Consider the following 17,857-nt stretch of genomic DNA (forward strand, 5'->3'; position numbering starts at 1 on the left):
AAACCGTTGAGCCACAAGACATTATCAAAATGAAACCTCGAGACGAAGGTGCTAAATCCCTAGAGCCAAGCGACATTATCAAAATGAAACACAATTTATATAATAATAATATAGATACTAATAAGATACATGAAGATACTCAGTTAAACTTTTCTAAGAACAAATATTCGCCTGAACAGATTGAAAAACAAAATAATGATTTACTTAACCATTTACCTGATTTAATTAACAGTAAAGATAGACCCCCATTTTTAAATCAGGAATCAGCAATCCTAATCAAATCATGGTGCAAAACACCAAAAGAAGTTTATCGTTTTGTTCAGATTATTTTGAATGCTAAAAACGCAGTAACTAAAAACATGACTAATCAAGGCTTTGGGGCTTACACAGGCTTGTTAGACTTAGAAAATTTAACCGATGAAATGCCAAAATGGTTACGTAATTACTTTAACCGAATCCGTACAGTAGACACTGATTCGAGTAAACGCATTACTAATTACGAGGGCTATTTATATACAGCAATGGTTAATAATCTAAATACTTATGTTCATTCTGTTCTGGCGGCACATGAGTAGAACAACTTATAATGCTTTTGAGAAACTACTCATGTTTTACTTTTGATTTTAAAATCTAATAAGCATTTTCTTCATCAAATTTTCGAGTAAAAAAAAATAACAATTAGGAATACCAAAAGCTTCTGCGAAGGTATATATGCTATTAAAATGAATATCATTTTCACGACAATATTTGAAAAGCAGTCTAATAGCGAACTTATTGGCCAAGAATTCATTATGTTGTCTTGCAGAATAAAGTGATTTATCTGTTACCAAGTCCTCTTTAGCACACATTGCATGCCCGATTTCATGAGCAAATACAAACGGCTTTAGATGTTGAATATAATTATCATTTAAATAAATAATTCTTGGGAAACGGTAGCTGTACGAATTATCTTTCGGAGACAGGTCAGTTCTATAAGTAACAATTATTTTGTGTTTTTTGCAATAATTCTTTAGCCATAGCATTACGTCTTCGTTGTTAGTCATCCAATTCATCATCTTCTTCCTCAAAAGAATCTTTAAGAGCTTCTGGATGTCTTTTGACGTAATCTTTGGCTAAAGCCTCAAATTGTGCTTTAAGTTCTGGAGAAATTCTTCCCCCGTAAGCCATGCCGAAATCAGTCCAATCCAGTTCATCGTCAAAATTATCAAATTGATTGTCATTAACATATGGGCTATCTGTCTTTCCTAAAAGGTAATCAGTTGAAGTATCAAATAAGTTTGCTATTAACGTAAGCATTTTTATATCGGGTTCTCTTAACCCGTATTCATAATTAGCATAAGTTGACAAGCCTATTTTTAACCTTTTAGCCGTTTTTGTTTTTGTCCAGCCCTTTGCTAAACGTCTTTTTTCTAGTCTTTTGCTAAAAGTTGTCATAATTTCCTTCTTTTGTATATATTTATTTTCATTTTGAGTATATTTTAATATATGATATTCGTAATGAATATAATTATTGGCAATAAGTGTATATTTCTACTTGATATTTTCAATTTGTGTAGTAAAATTGAATATAATATAGATACACAAATTGAGAATATTTGGACTGAGGTGATAGAATGAAAAGTATTTTAAAGAAAAATGCTTCTGAAATTGCAAAAAAATATATGGACACACATAATATTTCACACGCTTATGTTGCTAATCTTATGAACATTAGCAGTAGCAATTTTAACGATCGCATCAATGGTAGACTAAAATTTACACCCGATTTTGCTTTTATTTTTGCTAAAGCATTAAAAATAAATCCCAATATTTTTTTACTTAAAAAGTACACATTATGTGAATATGATAATGAAAGAGATTTAATATGAGATTTTCAAGAATAGATCGGTCAAAAAGCATTATAAAATATGCTCGCCCGATTACTAAAACAGAGATTTTGGATAGTGTATATGTATTGCGTTTGTTTGACAATGAACTTTATTATAACGTTGATGGCTTTTTTGTAAAAGCTAAGGATACACAATTAGCAGTACAGCAACAAGCTAAGGGATATAGTCAAAAACATTCTCATTTGTACTCAATTAATGAGCTATATGATCGTATCTATGAAGGATGGGGATTTGGCAGTACAAATCAACCCGCTAGATTGATTTGCAAACGTAAATACCCTATTAACCATAGACAGCCTGATTTACGCTTGGTTAAAATCACACGTAAATATGCTTAAAACAGAAAGTGACAAGAAGTAGGTTCTATTTTGGTTCGATTCCAAAGCTTGTCGTTGGTTAAGTAATTATTTAACCATTAGTACATTGACAGCTAGATATTACTTGGGAGCGATAAGCGGAACTACGCTAATGTTAATGATAAATGATGATAGCAGTAAGCATTAACCCCATAAGACCTATATGGTAAAACTTCCGCAAATTTATTGCTAATTGAGTGTAAAAAATCATTAAGATTGTAGTCACTGTAAATCAATGAAACTGATGGTAATTGTTATTAAAACAAGCAAGTAGGAGACAATTTATAGTTAATGGACACATAATTATCCAGCTATGCAATTCACAAAATATTAGGGTTGTCGGTAAACCAAACACCGTCCTCGTTAACAGCCAGAGCGTAAAACTGTTTAATTAAAAACTGCTGATTCTTTTTAAGATATTTAAGGTAAAACTAACATGAAAAAAGAATATAAAAGTTGTTTATATAACTTATATCAGCTAATGAAAAAAGAAAAGATTAAGGTAATGCCATTGTCGACATATAGCCTTAAAAGAAAAAGATTACATTTACGTAATCCTAAAATTTTTCCAAAATTAACTGATACTGAAAGTATGGTAATGCGAGCAGCAGTAAGTCAGGGCAAGGGCAAAAAATATGGACTATCATTAACATATATACGTGACAATAATGGTAATTTAGTAGAAGCCTTTGTGATTAGATAGATGAGAACAGGTAAAGCGAGTGTAAAGACTCATAATAATATTTTGGTATTTTGTTTATTAGCAATTATAGCTGTAGCAATTGTAGTGGTCTTAAATTTTGATAAATTGCAGGGGCTGGCAGCTCACCATATTTCAACTAATGACACTGAAATTATGCAGGCTAGGCATAATCATCAGAAGCATAAGCCAAGTTACAATATGAAAAAAGTGAAGCCAATTACTCCAAGCTCTCTTGCACATGCGTGGCGAGTTAGAAGGGATTACCGTGCAATAGGTCAAATAGCCATACCTAGTAAAAACATCTTACTAAATATTTTCAGAGGAGTTGGTAATGATGAGCTAGCATTAGGTGTTGGTACTTTTCGAGCAAATCAAAAAATGGGACAAAATAATTATCCACTTGCAGGTCACAATGTGAACGATGGCACAAGCTATTTTAGCCCGCTTTATACAGCAACAGTCAATGGAACCTTGCAAAAGGGCACAGTAATTTACCTGACAGATTTTAAAACTGTTTACTATTACAAAGTAGAATTTGCTCAATTTATTAGTGTCTACAACCTCCAATTATCATTTAATAATAAAAAATATGTCAGTCATCCTGTAATATCTTTGTTTACATGTGATTATACAGGACAAGGTAGATTATTAGTCAGAGGTAAATTGACTGGTTCGCAACTGTTAAGTGGTGCTTCTAAAAATGTAAAACAAGTTTTCAAATATTAAATTGAAAAGGAAAGTAGATTATATGAAAAAATGGTAAGAGTAAGATTTACAATTTTGAAGTCAGAATTTGAAGAAGCAACCAGATATTGTAAGGCTAATCTATCAATGCCACTACAAAATCAAGACAAATTTGTGGGAAAAATGTTACTATGGTTTGCCCATCAAGAGCTCTGGCTAGAAAAGCAGGATAATAAAGAACACAAAAAGTTTGGGGTAATAAAATATCCCAAACTTTTATTTTCGGATTCATACGTGATAGAAACCGACTTAAAGTTAACACTTTATCAAAACATGATGCACGATTTACAGTTAAATTATCCAAATTTAGTTAACGATAACAACAAAAGTATTACTGCTTTTTTAGCACATCTAGGTTATGTTTTTATAAAAAAAGCAAGTCAAGGTAAGGCAGATTCTGGAATAGTAGAAGCTGCTAAAAATATTAGTGCCATCTATAGCACTTAAGCAGAGGAGAAATTTAAAAATGAACTATTATGATTTAATTTTCAAAGTCCCACGAAAAGAATATGATTTAGTGGGCAAATTACTGGTAGATATAGCACATAAAATACCTGCAAATAGTGTACAAATGCCATCTATCGCAGAACAAATTGTAGCTTTTGCTTATAGAGAATTGTTACAAAAAGAGTTGCCAAGTTATGAGTTGGAAGGGAAATGTGAAACTGTTAAATTACCTGCATGGCTTGCCAGCAATACTGGCGAGCCAATGATGAATATACAAGTAACTTTTAGTAAGCAAAGATATGAAGAAATGATAAAAGCAATTAAAATTATTTATCCAAATATTTATGCTAATCGGAATATTAATAATGATAATTTTATTGCAGCGACCGGAGTTGCTTATGCACATCGAATGATGACAGGCGAGGTAAAGAGCTATGCCAAATTCAACAAGGTAAAAAAATAACTGTTACGGAGAAGTAGCAGTTTTTTTTCGCTTAAATTTAGGTAGAAATCTGAAAGGAGTTGATTATATAGAATAACATAGCTTAATTTTTAAAAATAGAGATAATACTTAACGGCACCGTTACTTTTTAGTAACGGTGCTTTTTTTTGTTTGAGAAAGGAAAGTTAATGAGACGCTTAAGTAAAAAGCAATTAAAAAAATTGGCTGTTGGTTTGGGGGTCGGTTTATCAATTACTGGAGCTGGAGCTGGAATCTATAGTCAAAGTAAAAATACTTTAACAGTGCCTAATAAAGCTATGGCGGCTGAACAAGTTAAATTGGGCACTGATGGTATCTTTGAAAAAGGAAAAGATATAAGTTTTGATGTTGATTATCAAGTATCGGCAGATTCTAACATGGATAAATTAGAATTATTTGATAAATTGGAGCCTTGCTACATCTATAGTAAAGCAACTCTCTATGATGATAAAGGTAATGATGTAACTGATCAGGGGACACTAGATTTTGATAAAGCAACCAATAGAATAAGTTGGCTGGCAAAAGCAGGTACAGCTGACAAATGGTTTGCTAGAAAAATGAAAATGCGGATTGTAGTAAAACTTGATGAAAATGCGGATTTGTCTAAGTATTTAGATAAAAACACAAATCAATACAATATTCCAAATGTTGCGCATATGCAGGTTAATGACAAAGATATTGCTTCAAATAAAGTAGAAGTTCATACACCAAATGACAAAGAACCTACCATTTTTAAATCAGTAGAAGATAAAAACGGAAAGTATGTTGATACTGCTAAATATCAAATTGGCGATGAGATCCATTACAGGGCACAATATTTTATTCCTAAAAATGGCAAAGACATAAGTAATGTTGAATTTAGTGACGACTTGGAAGATGTTTTAGACTTTAAAGATGTTAAAGTTACTGATGATAAAGGTAATGACATTACTAAAAATAGTGGAGATTTGAAGGTTGACAATGAAAAAGAAAGCTTTGCTTGGCAACCGACAAAAGACTATTTGAGTAAAATGCCCGATCATTCTTTCATAGTTGACATTACAGCTAAAATTAAGCCAAATGCCGATTTATCAAAATACTTAGATAAAGCATCAGAGCAATATAAAATCCCCAATGTTGCCCATATGAGCTATAACAATAAAGATATACCGTCAAATCGAGTAGATGTAGTGACACCACCACCTGACAAGAAAAATACGGTTGTGAAATCAGTGGCAGGACTTTCTGGCAATTACCATGAAGATAAAGATAACGTTGAGATAGGTAAAGACTTTACTTACAAAGTTAAATATACGCCAGCTCAAGGTAAAACCTTAAAAAACGTTGAATTTAGTGACGACTTGGAAGATGTTTTAGATATTCAAAAAGTAGTTGTTAAAAATCCAGACGGTAAAGATGTAACAGATTCAGACGGTAAAATTAAAATTGACAATGAAAAAGAAAGCTTTGTCTGGCAACCTAACGATAATGTTGTAGCTGATATGGGAGGCAAAACTTTTACAGTCGAAATCACAGCTAAAATTAAGCCGAATGCTGATTTACAAAAATATTTAAAGAATAATACTATTGAGATTCCAAACACTGCTCATATGCGAGATTCAGGCGAGGACACAGCGTCAAATACCCCAATTGTTACACCAAAAACTACAGAACCAACTGCTAAAAAGGGTATTGTACGTGATCCTTCTAATTGGACAAAATATTTTGGTAATAAAACCATGACTTCTGCAAGCCAAGAAACAGAAACCAGCGATAAAGTTTCTAAGGCAATTGAAGGAAATGCAGATGATCCAAAAATTAAAGAAGCGAAGAGTAAGGTTAAGCAAAATGCTGATGGATCTTATCAAAAAGCTAATAGTAGTGTTAGTGACAAAGAATTTAAAGATGCACTCGATGTACTATCTCGTCCCTATAAAGCAGCTAACCCAGTTAAGGTTAATGAGCAAGGTAGTGAACCTAGCACAAAGGTACCAACAAGTGCAGATGATTTGAAAGCTATAATCAATACAACTACAGTCGACAATAACAAAGCTGCTAGAGGAGATGCCGTTTATTATTTACTAACATATGATACTGGCAATAATTTTGACATTAAATCATTGATTGTAAGTGACGATTTACAAGATGTGCTTGATTTTAAAAATGTAGTAATTCTTGATGCAGACGGTACAAACATTACTAATGATGGTAATTTAGTTATTAATGATACTGACGAGAGTTGGACATGGACAGCTAAAGAACCAGCAAAATATAGCGGTAAGAAACTATATGCAGCAGTAGCTGCTAATATCAAACTTAATGCGGATTTAAGCTCATACAGTGACCATAAGATACCAAATGTAGGACATTTACAGATTAATGGTAAGGACACGCCGACTAATGAAGTTAAGACTGAATTAAATGGACCATCTAATCCAAAAGATGATCCAAGAAATCCAGCTAGTCCAAATAACCCGAATAATCCAAATAGTCCGAATAGCATATTACACGGAGATGGCAGTAAAAATGGGCTTACTGGTAAAAATGGATTATTACCAAGAACAGGGCACTTTGTTTTGTCTCATGTTGGTTTAATCATAAGTAGCTTGTTAGCTGTAGCAAGTGGTGTAGCTTATTATTTATATAAGAAGAATAAAGGAGTTAAGTCCAAGGTAAAAAATATTTTTAAGAAGTAATTTATATACACTTTTCTAACTTGATTACTTGCATACTACTATTTAATAGACTATAATTATTAGTGGTAGAGGAAATAGCATGAAAAAAATAGATATAAAGTTCAAATATGCGCCTATTTTTAATGAATATTGGGAAAAGTACGGATTTACCCAAGAGGACAAAAAAAATTTACAGAATCAAATTAATAATTATGGTAAGAAACTTCCTGGCTCAATACTTGAGGGAACTGGTGGTGCATATAAATTTAGATTTGCATCTAAAAAAGATAATCAGGGTAAAAGCGGAAGTTATCGAACAATCTATGTTGCTATAACCAATGATAATCTTTACTTTTTAGCAATTTATGCTAAAAGTGAAAAGTCCAATCTCTCTAAAGCAGAACGTAATGCTTTAAAAGCGACTGTTAAGCGATTAAGGAGGAAATAGTAATGACAGAATCAAGACTATTAAAGGGTTTAGATGAATTAAACCAGCTTTTAGATGGACATGATCCAGGCTTTGAAACCCAAGTTGAAACGATCGACCTATCTTCTAAATATGATGCTACGGCTATTAAACAGTTACGTCATAAGCTAAATTTAACGCAGGTTGAATTTGCTAGAGTAATGGCTGTTTCACCCAAAACAGTAACGGCATGGGAAACAGGAAGAAATACTCCAAGAGGTGCCGTGTCTAAGCTAATGGATATATTTAACGATAATCCAAAATTGGCTTTTGAATATGCAGATTAAAGTTCTTAAGAAGTAAGAGGTAAAAGTTATGAAGAAAAGAGTATTACTTAGTCTAGCAACTGCAACATTATTCAGTATCGGTGTTGCGGATTTTGTGAATACCCAAAATATCGTTACGCCAGTAGAAGCTGCTAAAAATAACTATCCTATTAAGTTAAAGCATAATGCTTATATCTATAATAAGAATGGTAAGCGCAAGGGTAAAAAAGTTTTGAAGAAGCAACAGACTTTGCTCTCTTATGGTCAAACTAAGATTAACGGTAAAAAATATTATCTTTTATCCCAAGGACAATATATTAAGGCTGCCAATGTTGTTCAAACTAAAGATAAAAACAGTTCATCTAAAGCTAAAATTGTATATTTGATAAATAAGGCACCAATTTATAATTCTCAAGGGCACCCAACGGGTCAAGTTCTTAAAAAAGGCTTAACTGAATTGACTCACGGTGTGGTCAAAATTAAAGGCAAGCAATTTTATATTCTTGGCAATAACCATTATATTCTGGTTTCAAGCGCTATAGCATTAGACGGTAGCGATAAACAGGTACCTTCAGAAAATAATAACAATGCTAGTGAAAAAGACCGAAATAAAGATAATAAATCAAATACAGGCAATAACTCTGATGAGCAAAATCCAGAATCAAGCGAAAAACCTACTCAGAGTGAAATAAATTTTTTGCTTAAAAACGGGTATGTTTACTTCACTGATGATGAAGTAAATCAAATACGGAACTTGTTATGGACAAAGATTCAAAATTATAGAGTTGAAAATGGTTATCAACCCTATAAAGCTAATGCTGAGTTAGACAATTTTGTTAATAACTCGACCATAGGCAATAATATGTTCCTTTGCCAGTCAGCTGTTAATTCGCAAGATGTTGATCAGATTGCCCCTTATTTGCCTAGCTTGAAAGAAAATGGCATGCAAACTACTCGGGGAATTAATAAACCAATATTTTATAGTATTACTTCCCCTGGTTTTGGCTTTGTTTTCGATTTAAAAGATAGAAATATAGAGCATGTAGCAACGGCAATGTTTGATGCTTTAAAATCTTCTCCAGAAATTGCAAAGCGTATTAGAGGAGATAAAGATAATAAGGCATATGGCGCGCTAGCAATGAAATATTTCTGGAATGGTACTAGTTCATCTGTTGGTATGATCTTTATTGAAGTTTGTGGGGATAATCCTAAATGGAACGCCTTGTATAACTCAAATTAAATAATTGTATTTTTAAATAAATTAAAAGCATTACTACAAAGTAATGCTTTTTTATTATAGAAAGGAAAAATTAATGAATTTAATAAATTTAGAAAAGCGATACAGCTTGAGCGAAAGCATGGGTGTATTGCTTGCGATTGGCGCATTGGCTGGTGGGTTAGCTTTTAGCAATAATTCCGTAAAAGCAGATAATGCGCAAATGACAAATTTACCTAAAGGTACTAATAGTCAAAGTAATAAAATTCCAGGAGAATATAGTTTTTCTGCTAAAGTTTTACCTGGGATAACTAAAGTCAAACCCTTTGGAGGCACTAATTCTGATTGGGCAACCTCTGCCAGTCATACAGAAGATAAAACAAAACATTGGTTTGCTTTTCAGTTGTCAGATGAAACTAGCAATAATGATGATTTAAAAGGCAAAGTTGGTGTCTATTATTCAAATGTTGGGACTTATGCTGGGCATACTGTTGACATTAAGATAACCATGCTAGATTGGAAAGTTCAGAACTATAGATGGGTAGATACCAACGGGAATGGTAAGGAAGATAGCAAAGTGGCAGTTAACACTGCTTATGCAGCTTTTGGTAAAGATGATTTTGAAATCTTTACTCCGGGAATGGGGGCTGTTAAATATCGTCTTGATTATCTAGATCATGATACACATAAGCCTGTAAAAATATCAGCTGCATGGTCATTTAAGGATATTGACGGAAATCAGTGGGTGGGGATAGATCCATCTACTATGTCAAATGTGGATCAGATTTATTATGGGGATCCAAAAACTGGCGACACTTGGTTAAGCAATAAAAAAATAAGTGGCGTTGATTATATTTATTCAGATGCAAATCAACATAATACACCAATTATGAATGACGGTCATAATGCCGGAACTGTTACGTCTGATCAATTAAAAGGAGCATTTACAGCCTCCTATTCCAATGCGTCCAGTTTTATTATTAATTGGGTCTTTGGTCAAAATACGGGTAAAGAAGCAATTGAAGATCAAAATACTTTGTTAGGTCTTCCACGTATATGGTCTATGGTTGGAAAATATGATCCTGATGCAGATACAAAATATCCAGTAGAAAATATATCTTCGTCAATTGATGCTACATTTTTCAATCATGCTTTTTTGCAATATAGTTCAACAGCAATCTTGCCTGATAAGCCAAAACAGCCTAGAAAATATGTTTCTGATGCAGATGAAGGAACTAATACTCCAAGTGAAATTGGAACCGATAAGTCAGTTGATCATAATTTATTGAAAGACCGTTACGAACCAGATCATTATCAGATCGTACATGATGTCCCAGACGTATTAGATCGATTTAAGTATGATCAATATATTATTACTGATAATATTGATCCCGACTTAGACATCTCTAATATCCATGTTTATAACCGTGCAAACCAAGATGTTACATATATGTTTACAGTAACGGTAGACGCTAATAACAAATTATCGGTTATTGCAAAAGATAGTTCTTTAAAACAAGATGATTTTTATCGTGAGCAATATAAGATAACATTTGATGGCAAAGTTAAATCAGGTGTGACTTTAGCTGATCATCAAGATTCTAAGCATAAAGACCAAGCAGTTATCTATAACGAAGCTAAGGTAACTACTTCTAATGGCTCATCTAACAGTAATAAGACAACAACAAACATTCCATTTACTAAAAAGAGTCAAATGAAGGCTGTGTCTACTGATGGTAAAGGCAATGGTAAAGAGTTAGCAGTTGATTTTGACCAAGATTTCCCTTATACAGTTGATGTTATTGCTCAAGATGATGAAAATCTCAAATCACTTGAAATTAAAGATAAATTGGAACCTGTTTTAAATCTTAAGAACGTTCATATTTACGATTTAGACGATAATAAGAAAGATGTAACTGATCAAGGTAAATTAACTACTGATGGCAATGTCGTTGATTGGACAGCTATTGATGCCACTAAATGGCACGGTAAACATTTACAGATGGTCATTATCGCAAATGTTAAAAATGTGGCTGAGTTAATGAAATACGTTGACAAGGACAGTGGCAAAATTAAAATTCCAAATAAAGCTGAGTTTATTGTGAATGATAAATCAGATTTCACAAATAATGTTGATGTTTTGCCAAATCCACTAAAACCAAGCGCGCAGAAGTGGATTGAATTGCCAGATCTTAAGTAGTTCAATTTATGGCACAATTTTTATTTGGTAACTTTTGGAAGATAGTCCTAGTTTTTTTTATCATTAATTTTTTGATATTGTTGCTTATATGTTTAGATATATTCGATTATTTTAATGATACATGGATAGATAAGTTTGTTAGATGTTGGGAAGATTTTGCTACTATTGCAAATACGGTCTTAATACTAATTTTTTGGTCTTTGATAATCTGGTTTATTTATTATTGGGCATATTCTTAAATTTATAGGAATAGGAATTAAACAATGAAAGGAAAAGTAAATTTTTATGGTTCAGGGTATTATTGCACTGGTTATGGCATATATAGTCTATTTTACATGGTCAAATTATAGAAAATTGCAAAATTTGAAACAAAATATGGACAATGACCCCAATATTATTCTGCAAGAATATGATGACCAGATAGCCGAGTTAAAGGATAAAATAGCTACAATGGATAAGTTCATAAGTAAATACAGAGAATTACCCCCGAGCCTGACCATTAATCGAAGTATCAAAAAAAACTCTAAGCAACGGGAAAAACTAAGTTCAAAATTAGAAAGTTTGCAGGATAAAAAGGATCAATTTATAAAAATTTTAGAAGATTATCGAGCTGGTAAAGTTGATAAGCAAATGCTAAATCAATGGTTACATGATAATTAAGTTTGGGAGGAATACATGAGTTTAAATAAAGCTCAAACTGATCTCTTACGCAAGTTACACAAGGCACAAGGGTTAACAGAAAAGCAATGGGAAGCCAAAATTTTCAGTAAACTTTTTGAAAATTTGTTGAGCAATGGAAAAAGAGATGAGTTACAAAATGCAGTATTAGAAGCTGCTGGTCAACAAGAATTGGATGAACAACTACAGAAGTTACAAGATCAGCAACAGAACAATTATGAATAAAATTTGTCAGAAAATAAGTATTTCAGTCATTAACTGAAATGCTTATTTTTTTTATAAAAAAGGAGAAAACTATGTTTATGGCGTTAATTAGCAAGATGGGATTTTTGTTTTGGAGTGGAGTTATTGGTATGCAGGGATTTTTAAATGACCACCCTGTAATGCTTGATGTATTCGATAATATCAATAAAGCATCATCAACCACGCAGAGTAGGTTGAAGAGTATTTCAAAAGGTCTATTTATCGTAATTATTATTATTGCAGGTATTTTACTTGCTTTTGGTAATAGAATCTCTAGCACAGCTAAATCCTTACTAATGTATGCACTTGCAGGTGTTTCAGTTGTTGCATTAGCTACAAGTCTTGTACCAGCTGTTGCAAATATTTTTGGTTGGCACATATAATCCGTAGTTAACAATTAAAAAGCAGTAGTAGCTAGCAATTGCTACTGGGTAAGTGGTGGGGATTTTTAAAAGAAAAGGGGTTAAGTAATGTTAAAAATTGAATTTACGAAGATACCTAAAAATGGCAAAAACATTTTTCCCGTAAAACATTTTTTGCGTAAGCCAAAAGAAGTAGATATTACAACTGCAGATAAACTTGTACGTAAATATGCCAAGACTTTATCAGAAAATCAACGTGAACAAATCGCTTTTACCATTTTTGATGATGGGGAAGAAGAGATTACAGAAACCGATTTTGAAACGGAAATTTTATCAGAAGACCAAGATAGTGGCTTAATTGCTTTAATTGATCGAGATACTGAAGATGCTGAATTGAGTGCGGAGGAAGTTGATTTACTTGATGAAATTAGAAATGAAGTTATCGAAGAAACTGACAGCACTGAAGATGATAAGTTTTCAGATTCTAGCGTTAAAAAATACGCAAATACCACAGTAAATGAAGATACTACAGTAAATGATGAAGATGTTTTTGGAAGTGAAGTGGAGCCTGCAAGAGCAGATAGTACATTGCAAATGACATCGTCCTATGAAGATAATGACAAGTCTCAGCAAGTAGATGATGAGGAGTTAGAAAATTCTTTTCCAAGTTTAAATCAAGCAGAAGAAATGGTTGCAACAGCAGAGCAAGATTTAAATAAGGATATATCCAAAGATGATGAGGTAATCACGCAAGGTAAGTATATAGATACAACAGATATTATTGAAAGGTTACCAAAAGGATATGATAAAAATCAATTTGCCCTAGATAATTTAAAGCATGACCTAGGCTTTGTAGATAATCCGCAAGATAAATATCAAAAAAAACTTAATGAACAAATAACTAATCTTTTTAGAACTTCTGATATGACATCTATCCAACGTAAGTACGATGAGAATTTAGCAAAGATTAAAGCCAGTGTAGCTGATGATTTAACTAATGCTTATCATAGAATAAATAAAGCGGAGCTTGATAATACAGTTGAATTAAAAGTTCATAAAACACTATTGGAGCTAACTCATGAAGCAGAAGCAAAGAAAAAATTTAATATAACTCAATTTGAAAAAGATAAAAAGAATTACGCTGAAAAGTTAGAAGAGGAAGATCAAAATGAGCTAATCGAATATAAGAAGGCATTATTAGCTAAACGAAAAATTGCTATTCGAGATTATAATGTTCAAAAAGAAGTAGATACAAATAAAGCAAATCGAGAAATTGATGATCAGTTGAGGCATGACAAAGATTTACAAACTAATTTAGCTAGAAATAAGGAAGTTAATTATAGAAATAAGCAGCTTGCTGATGAACGGACCAGCATTGCTAATGCTTTTGACTTAAAAGTAAGAGATAACTATGATGCAAATAATAATTTATTTGAAGCAAAATTGGGACAAGTTATTGAGGGGGTCAACAGGGAAAAAGAAGTAATTAATAAGGAACGTTTGGCGGATAAGAAGCGAGAAGAAGCAAAAGCTGAAAAGGCGGCTGAAATTGCTAGAAAAGAAAAGGAGCTAGCTTTAAAGGAGCGTGAATTAAAACAAAACGCTAAATTTGCTGAACAACAAAAGTTGAATTTTGAAAAATTGCCAAAAGAGTTTGCTACAGCGATTGCCTCAGCAATTGCTGATGAGAGCAAAATCAAGCCTAATATTGAAGTAACAGTCAATGGAGATTTGAAGAATAAAGCACCTGAAGAAACTAAAAAAAATATTGAAGCTGTATCCCAATCTGATTCAGCGAGTAATAGCACAGTAAGTTTACCTAAAAAAGTAAAATTTAACGAAAGTGATAATAACGATGCAAAAGATAAAATCGTAGCGCTTATATTGCTTGTTATTTTTATATCTGGACTGGTGTCTCTAGTTTATTTACCCTCTAGATACTCTTCTCCTAATCAAGATCAAGTTCAACCTAGAACATCAGTTCAGCGTAAAAAAGTATCTTCTGAGGAATCAGTAAAGCAAAAATTGGTTAAAGAAAAGAAAGTAAATAAGCATAAAGTAACACAGAAAAAAGTTGTAGAACAATATGGCAACTTAAAATATTGGTCAGAAAAACGTGATTTTCTGGCTGGATTGTTAGGACAAAACGATGCTAGAAATTTACAAAAAATAGCAAGTAGGTATCCGTCTAAAATGGCTAAATTATATAGTTCGTTAGTGCGGGAAGATAAGGCACAAACTAGAAAGATTTGGTTACAAATGAGTGATATGCAGAGAAGTGAAATTTCAAATGTAGCTAAAAAAGCTACTGCAGCAGCATTTTATGATATTTCAGATTGGCATAATGGTTGGTTGGCAAGATATGCGTACTAAAGTAACTAATAAAACTTCATCAAAAACAACTAAGCATAAAATAGGGCTTTTTATTAAAAAAATTTGGTTTGATTTGGAAAAGCAATTACATAAGCCCAAAGATGACAAAAAGGTAAATTCAAGTAAGCAGACTACAAAAATCAAAATCATTGTAGCAATTTTAATAGGATTACTTGTTTTTATATTATTAATATGGGTTTTTGGTACAGCTCACAGTATCATGTTACAAACAAGTAAAAAGGGCTATAGCTTTATTGACAATGGTATTGATTTTGACAAAGCAGCCAGATATGCAATGAATTTTCGTAACTTAAGCATAACTTCCGATGAAATGTTTGCACTTGTAATGGCTAGCGGCATAATTGGAGGATTTTTGAGTAATAAATTTAATTATGCAACTCGTAAAGTAGCTTATGGCCAAAAAGGTAATAGTCGGTTTACAATAATTAAGGAACTTGAGGACACATACGTTAGAGTTCCTGATCATTTGCAAGCTCAAAAACAAGAAAATGAAGCTAGTTTTAAGGGGTACGGTGGGTTCCCAGTAGCCCATATTAACAAGGGCTTTTTTTTAGCTAAGAAAGGCTATTACTATTTAGATACTAGTACAACTCATAACTTAATTATTGGTACTTCTCGTTCTGGTAAAGGCGAAACAACGATTATAGAAATGATTGATCTTTTGTCACGTGCTGAAAAGAAATCATCTTTAGTAATTAATGATCCTAAAGGCGAGTTGTATGTGGCAGGTGCAACGACTTTGAGAAAAAGAGGTTATGATGTTTATTTGCTGAACCTAGAAGATGGCAATAAAGGTATGGCTTTTAACCCCTTAAGTTTAATAGTTAAAAATTGGGTACAAGGAAACATTGAAGAAGCTATGCAACTAATTAATTCACTAACATTTATGCTCTATAATGACCCTAAAGCTGGACAAAATAAATGGGTTAATGATTCTGCCCAATCGGCTGTTAATGCAATGATCATTGCATTAATAGAGTTTTGTCTTAATCCAAATAACTTTGACGATCATATCCCACACCCTGAAAAAATCACTCTGAATAACATTGCAGATATGCTACAACAATTGGGAACTGTTGATTATGCCAAGAATCCAGCTAATCCTTATAATTTAAGTGACCTTTTAAGTGAATATTTTAAGCATTTAGATCAAAATTCCATTGCCAAAAAAGCATTTGGGTCGACTTCTTTTTCAGATGATAGGGGCAAAGGCTCTATTTATTCAACGATTGACCAAAAGTTAAATATTTTTACCTTAAAGAAAAATGCCAAAATGACTTCTGAAAATACAATTGACTTGAAGTCTATTGGCTTTCCAAAATATCTTAGCTTTAAGCTAATTAATCCTGATTTAGAAGGCAAAATTGTTAAACTAGTGTTTAAAAGCAGGCGAGGTAGTATTAAATCGACTTATGAAATGCGGGTTAATATTGGTGGATTTGTTGAATATAATTTTGACGTCAAATTAAATAACGGAGACTACTTAATAATTTCAACTGCTGACAATAAGGCTCAAAGCATGTTTAAGCTTAAATTTTCAAAAACAAGCAAGGAAGTGGAAGTCCTACCCTTTAAAAAGAAGGAGCTTAGTATTAAACAAATCCAAATGCACTATAGCGACAAGCCAACGGCTGTTTTTATGAAAATTCCAGATTATAACCCTGCTAATAATGTTTTGGCTTCAATCTTTGTTAATCAATTGTATACTGAGTTAGCTCGGCAATGTAGCTTTGTTGCAGGTCATAAAACTATAACAAGAGTACAGATGATTCTTGATGAGTTTAGCAACATGACTCCTCTAAAAAATATGGATAGTATTATGACAGTTTCTGCCGGTAGAAATATTTTATTTACGCTGGCTATTCAGTCTCTATCACAACTATCTAGCAAATATGGTAACTCTGATAGTCAAGTCATTAAGGAAAATTGCCAAAATTTGTGCTTAATTAAGTCAACTGATTATAAGACCAATAAAGAATTTGCTGAAGCATGCGGTACGAAAACTATTGAGTCTAGTAATGTTAGTAAATCACTAATGAATACGACTCAAAATGTTAATGTTAGTGCCGAAGCCGTCCCTCTTATTACAACTGATCGAGTTAAGGACTTAGGTATGGGGGAAAGATTAATACTTAGACCTTTAATTCGACAAAATAAATATGGTTTTAAAACCCAGGCGCATCCAATTTTTAATACTGGGAAAACCGTAATGCCTTATGCTCATACTTTTTTAAAAGATGAGTTTGATGTGAATGGTAATCCTGATTTGGTAGAAGAACTCCAGCCACATGCTTATTTAGATTTAGATAAACTGTCAATTGATTGGACCAAGTTGCTTACATGGACTGATCGGGTTGTTTATGAAGGTGGGATAGTACAGTATGAGCATTTAGCTTTAAATGCCTATGAAAATTATTTGAATAAAAAACATAACGAACAAGAGTATGAAGAAAGTGAGGAAAACGGAGAAAATTCTAATGCGCAAAAGATCTCAATTATACATAAATTTATAAAAAAATATCATGATCAACTAAATGCAGAGATAATTGGTAAATTAGAAGAACTTGCTAATGATTCAACATCTGCGGTAACAGATTTTATACAAGTCATTTATAGTAATTTAGATGAAGAATTAGGACAAGAAATAGGACGAAAATTTATTAAGATATACAATGAGTTAGATTCAAAAAATTCAGAAAATGACATCGAAAATAAATTAAAAGAATTATGCGATTAAGGATAGTTCTTTTTTTTATAG

General features: G+C 32.5%; 18 protein-coding genes and 1 pseudogene. 17 read left to right on the forward strand and 2 right to left on the reverse strand.

What is annotated here, in order from left to right:
- Positions 1–575 (forward strand): annotated as a pseudogene (locus BM203_RS08470) (hypothetical protein); the annotation flags it as partial.
- A gap of 48 nt (positions 576–623) precedes the next feature.
- On the opposite strand, the gene BM203_RS07815 reads toward BM203_RS08470, so the two are convergent.
- Together BM203_RS07815 and BM203_RS07820 are read right to left on the reverse strand one after the other, a co-directional pair.
- Positions 624–1,055: an ImmA/IrrE family metallo-endopeptidase gene (locus tag BM203_RS07815; RefSeq protein WP_090094116.1), complete on the reverse strand. Its 432-nt coding sequence runs from the start codon at positions 1,053–1,055 to the stop codon at positions 624–626.
- Positions 1,036–1,434 (reverse strand): helix-turn-helix domain-containing protein, encoded by a 399-nt coding sequence (locus BM203_RS07820; RefSeq protein ID WP_090094118.1) that lies wholly within the window; start codon positions 1,432–1,434, stop codon positions 1,036–1,038. The genes BM203_RS07815 and BM203_RS07820 overlap by 20 nt, the downstream gene beginning before the upstream one ends.
- A gap of 179 nt (positions 1,435–1,613) precedes the next feature.
- Between BM203_RS07820 and BM203_RS07825 the strand changes: the two genes are divergently transcribed.
- From BM203_RS07825 to BM203_RS07905, 16 genes are all read left to right on the forward strand, one after another.
- A complete protein-coding gene (locus BM203_RS07825; protein WP_090094120.1) occupies positions 1,614–1,868 on the forward strand; it encodes a helix-turn-helix domain-containing protein in 255 nt (84 codons plus the stop codon).
- Positions 1,865–2,227, forward strand: coding sequence for a hypothetical protein (locus tag BM203_RS07830; RefSeq protein ID WP_090094121.1), 363 nt, complete (start codon positions 1,865–1,867; stop codon positions 2,225–2,227). Before BM203_RS07825 ends, BM203_RS07830 begins: the two co-directional genes overlap by 4 nt.
- Positions 2,228–2,726: 499 nt before the next feature.
- Complete coding sequence (locus tag BM203_RS07835; RefSeq protein WP_143453055.1) at positions 2,727–2,948, forward strand: hypothetical protein; 222 nt, start codon at positions 2,727–2,729, stop codon at positions 2,946–2,948.
- Positions 2,949–3,674: a class A sortase gene (locus BM203_RS07840; protein ID WP_090094125.1), complete on the forward strand. Its 726-nt coding sequence runs from the start codon at positions 2,949–2,951 to the stop codon at positions 3,672–3,674.
- A 30-nt stretch (positions 3,675–3,704) separates the two neighbouring features.
- Positions 3,705–4,139, forward strand: a complete 435-nt coding sequence (locus BM203_RS07845; protein WP_090094126.1) for a hypothetical protein — start codon at positions 3,705–3,707, stop codon at positions 4,137–4,139.
- 19 nt (positions 4,140–4,158) lie between these two features.
- Complete coding sequence (locus BM203_RS07850) at positions 4,159–4,602, forward strand: hypothetical protein (RefSeq protein ID WP_090094128.1); 444 nt, start codon at positions 4,159–4,161, stop codon at positions 4,600–4,602.
- A gap of 167 nt (positions 4,603–4,769) precedes the next feature.
- Entirely contained in the window at positions 4,770–7,295 is a 2,526-nt protein-coding gene (locus BM203_RS07855; RefSeq protein ID WP_090094129.1) for an isopeptide-forming domain-containing fimbrial protein, read from the forward strand.
- Positions 7,296–7,374: 79 nt separating this feature from the next.
- The gene (locus BM203_RS07860; RefSeq protein WP_090094131.1) at positions 7,375–7,722 is read left to right on the forward strand and encodes a type II toxin-antitoxin system RelE/ParE family toxin; all 348 of its coding nucleotides are present in this window, start codon (positions 7,375–7,377) and stop codon (positions 7,720–7,722) included.
- Positions 7,723–7,724: 2 nt separating this feature from the next.
- Positions 7,725–8,027 carry a helix-turn-helix domain-containing protein gene (locus BM203_RS07865; RefSeq protein ID WP_090094132.1) on the forward strand — a complete coding sequence of 101 codons (303 nt, stop codon included), beginning with the start codon at positions 7,725–7,727 and terminating at the stop codon, positions 8,025–8,027.
- A gap of 28 nt (positions 8,028–8,055) precedes the next feature.
- Positions 8,056–9,246, forward strand: coding sequence for an SLAP domain-containing protein (locus tag BM203_RS07870; protein ID WP_090094133.1), 1,191 nt, complete (start codon positions 8,056–8,058; stop codon positions 9,244–9,246).
- A 73-nt stretch (positions 9,247–9,319) separates the two neighbouring features.
- On the forward strand, positions 9,320–11,422 hold the full coding sequence (locus tag BM203_RS07875; protein ID WP_159428304.1) for an isopeptide-forming domain-containing fimbrial protein: 2,103 nt from the start codon (positions 9,320–9,322) through the stop codon (positions 11,420–11,422).
- Positions 11,423–11,707: 285 nt separating this feature from the next.
- Positions 11,708–12,082 (forward strand): hypothetical protein, encoded by a 375-nt coding sequence (locus BM203_RS07885; RefSeq protein ID WP_090094138.1) that lies wholly within the window; start codon positions 11,708–11,710, stop codon positions 12,080–12,082.
- Positions 12,083–12,097: 15 nt separating this feature from the next.
- The gene (locus BM203_RS07890; RefSeq protein WP_090094139.1) at positions 12,098–12,325 is read left to right on the forward strand and encodes a hypothetical protein; all 228 of its coding nucleotides are present in this window, start codon (positions 12,098–12,100) and stop codon (positions 12,323–12,325) included.
- A gap of 77 nt (positions 12,326–12,402) precedes the next feature.
- On the forward strand, positions 12,403–12,726 hold the full coding sequence (locus tag BM203_RS07895; RefSeq protein WP_228150133.1) for a TrbC/VirB2 family protein: 324 nt from the start codon (positions 12,403–12,405) through the stop codon (positions 12,724–12,726).
- An 87-nt stretch (positions 12,727–12,813) separates the two neighbouring features.
- Positions 12,814–15,078, forward strand: coding sequence for a hypothetical protein (locus tag BM203_RS07900; RefSeq protein ID WP_090094142.1), 2,265 nt, complete (start codon positions 12,814–12,816; stop codon positions 15,076–15,078).
- Positions 15,029–17,836: a VirD4-like conjugal transfer protein, CD1115 family gene (locus BM203_RS07905; protein ID WP_228150132.1), complete on the forward strand. Its 2,808-nt coding sequence runs from the start codon at positions 15,029–15,031 to the stop codon at positions 17,834–17,836. Before BM203_RS07900 ends, BM203_RS07905 begins: the two co-directional genes overlap by 50 nt.
- Positions 17,837–17,857: the final 21 nt, after the last annotated feature.

Source organism: Lactobacillus bombicola (genome assembly GCF_900112665.1).
Classification (GTDB): domain Bacteria; phylum Bacillota; class Bacilli; order Lactobacillales; family Lactobacillaceae; genus Lactobacillus; species Lactobacillus bombicola.

What these genes read in the sequence shown, in the direction of transcription:
- BM203_RS07815 (WP_090094116.1), bottom strand. Translation starts at nt 1,055, where the DNA reads ATGATGAATTGGATGACTAACAACGAAGACGTAATGCTATGGCTAAAG.
- BM203_RS07875 (WP_159428304.1), top strand. Translation starts at nt 9,320, where the DNA reads ATGAATTTAATAAATTTAGAAAAGCGATACAGCTTGAGCGAAAGCATG.
- BM203_RS07835 (WP_143453055.1), top strand. Translation starts at nt 2,727, where the DNA reads ATGAAAAAAGAAAAGATTAAGGTAATGCCATTGTCGACATATAGCCTT.
- BM203_RS07890 (WP_090094139.1), top strand. Translation starts at nt 12,098, where the DNA reads ATGAGTTTAAATAAAGCTCAAACTGATCTCTTACGCAAGTTACACAAG.
- BM203_RS07860 (WP_090094131.1), top strand. Translation starts at nt 7,375, where the DNA reads ATGAAAAAAATAGATATAAAGTTCAAATATGCGCCTATTTTTAATGAA.
- BM203_RS07820 (WP_090094118.1), bottom strand. Translation starts at nt 1,434, where the DNA reads ATGACAACTTTTAGCAAAAGACTAGAAAAAAGACGTTTAGCAAAGGGC.
- BM203_RS07850 (WP_090094128.1), top strand. Translation starts at nt 4,159, where the DNA reads ATGAACTATTATGATTTAATTTTCAAAGTCCCACGAAAAGAATATGAT.
- BM203_RS07865 (WP_090094132.1), top strand. Translation starts at nt 7,725, where the DNA reads ATGACAGAATCAAGACTATTAAAGGGTTTAGATGAATTAAACCAGCTT.
- BM203_RS07845 (WP_090094126.1), top strand. Translation starts at nt 3,705, where the DNA reads ATGGTAAGAGTAAGATTTACAATTTTGAAGTCAGAATTTGAAGAAGCA.
- BM203_RS07885 (WP_090094138.1), top strand. Translation starts at nt 11,708, where the DNA reads ATGGTTCAGGGTATTATTGCACTGGTTATGGCATATATAGTCTATTTT.
- BM203_RS07830 (WP_090094121.1), top strand. Translation starts at nt 1,865, where the DNA reads ATGAGATTTTCAAGAATAGATCGGTCAAAAAGCATTATAAAATATGCT.
- BM203_RS07840 (WP_090094125.1), top strand. Translation starts at nt 2,949, where the DNA reads ATGAGAACAGGTAAAGCGAGTGTAAAGACTCATAATAATATTTTGGTA.
- BM203_RS07900 (WP_090094142.1), top strand. Translation starts at nt 12,814, where the DNA reads ATGTTAAAAATTGAATTTACGAAGATACCTAAAAATGGCAAAAACATT.
- BM203_RS07905 (WP_228150132.1), top strand. Translation starts at nt 15,029, where the DNA reads ATGATATTTCAGATTGGCATAATGGTTGGTTGGCAAGATATGCGTACT.
- BM203_RS07825 (WP_090094120.1), top strand. Translation starts at nt 1,614, where the DNA reads ATGAAAAGTATTTTAAAGAAAAATGCTTCTGAAATTGCAAAAAAATAT.
- BM203_RS07895 (WP_228150133.1), top strand. Translation starts at nt 12,403, where the DNA reads ATGGCGTTAATTAGCAAGATGGGATTTTTGTTTTGGAGTGGAGTTATT.
- BM203_RS07855 (WP_090094129.1), top strand. Translation starts at nt 4,770, where the DNA reads ATGAGACGCTTAAGTAAAAAGCAATTAAAAAAATTGGCTGTTGGTTTG.
- BM203_RS07870 (WP_090094133.1), top strand. Translation starts at nt 8,056, where the DNA reads ATGAAGAAAAGAGTATTACTTAGTCTAGCAACTGCAACATTATTCAGT.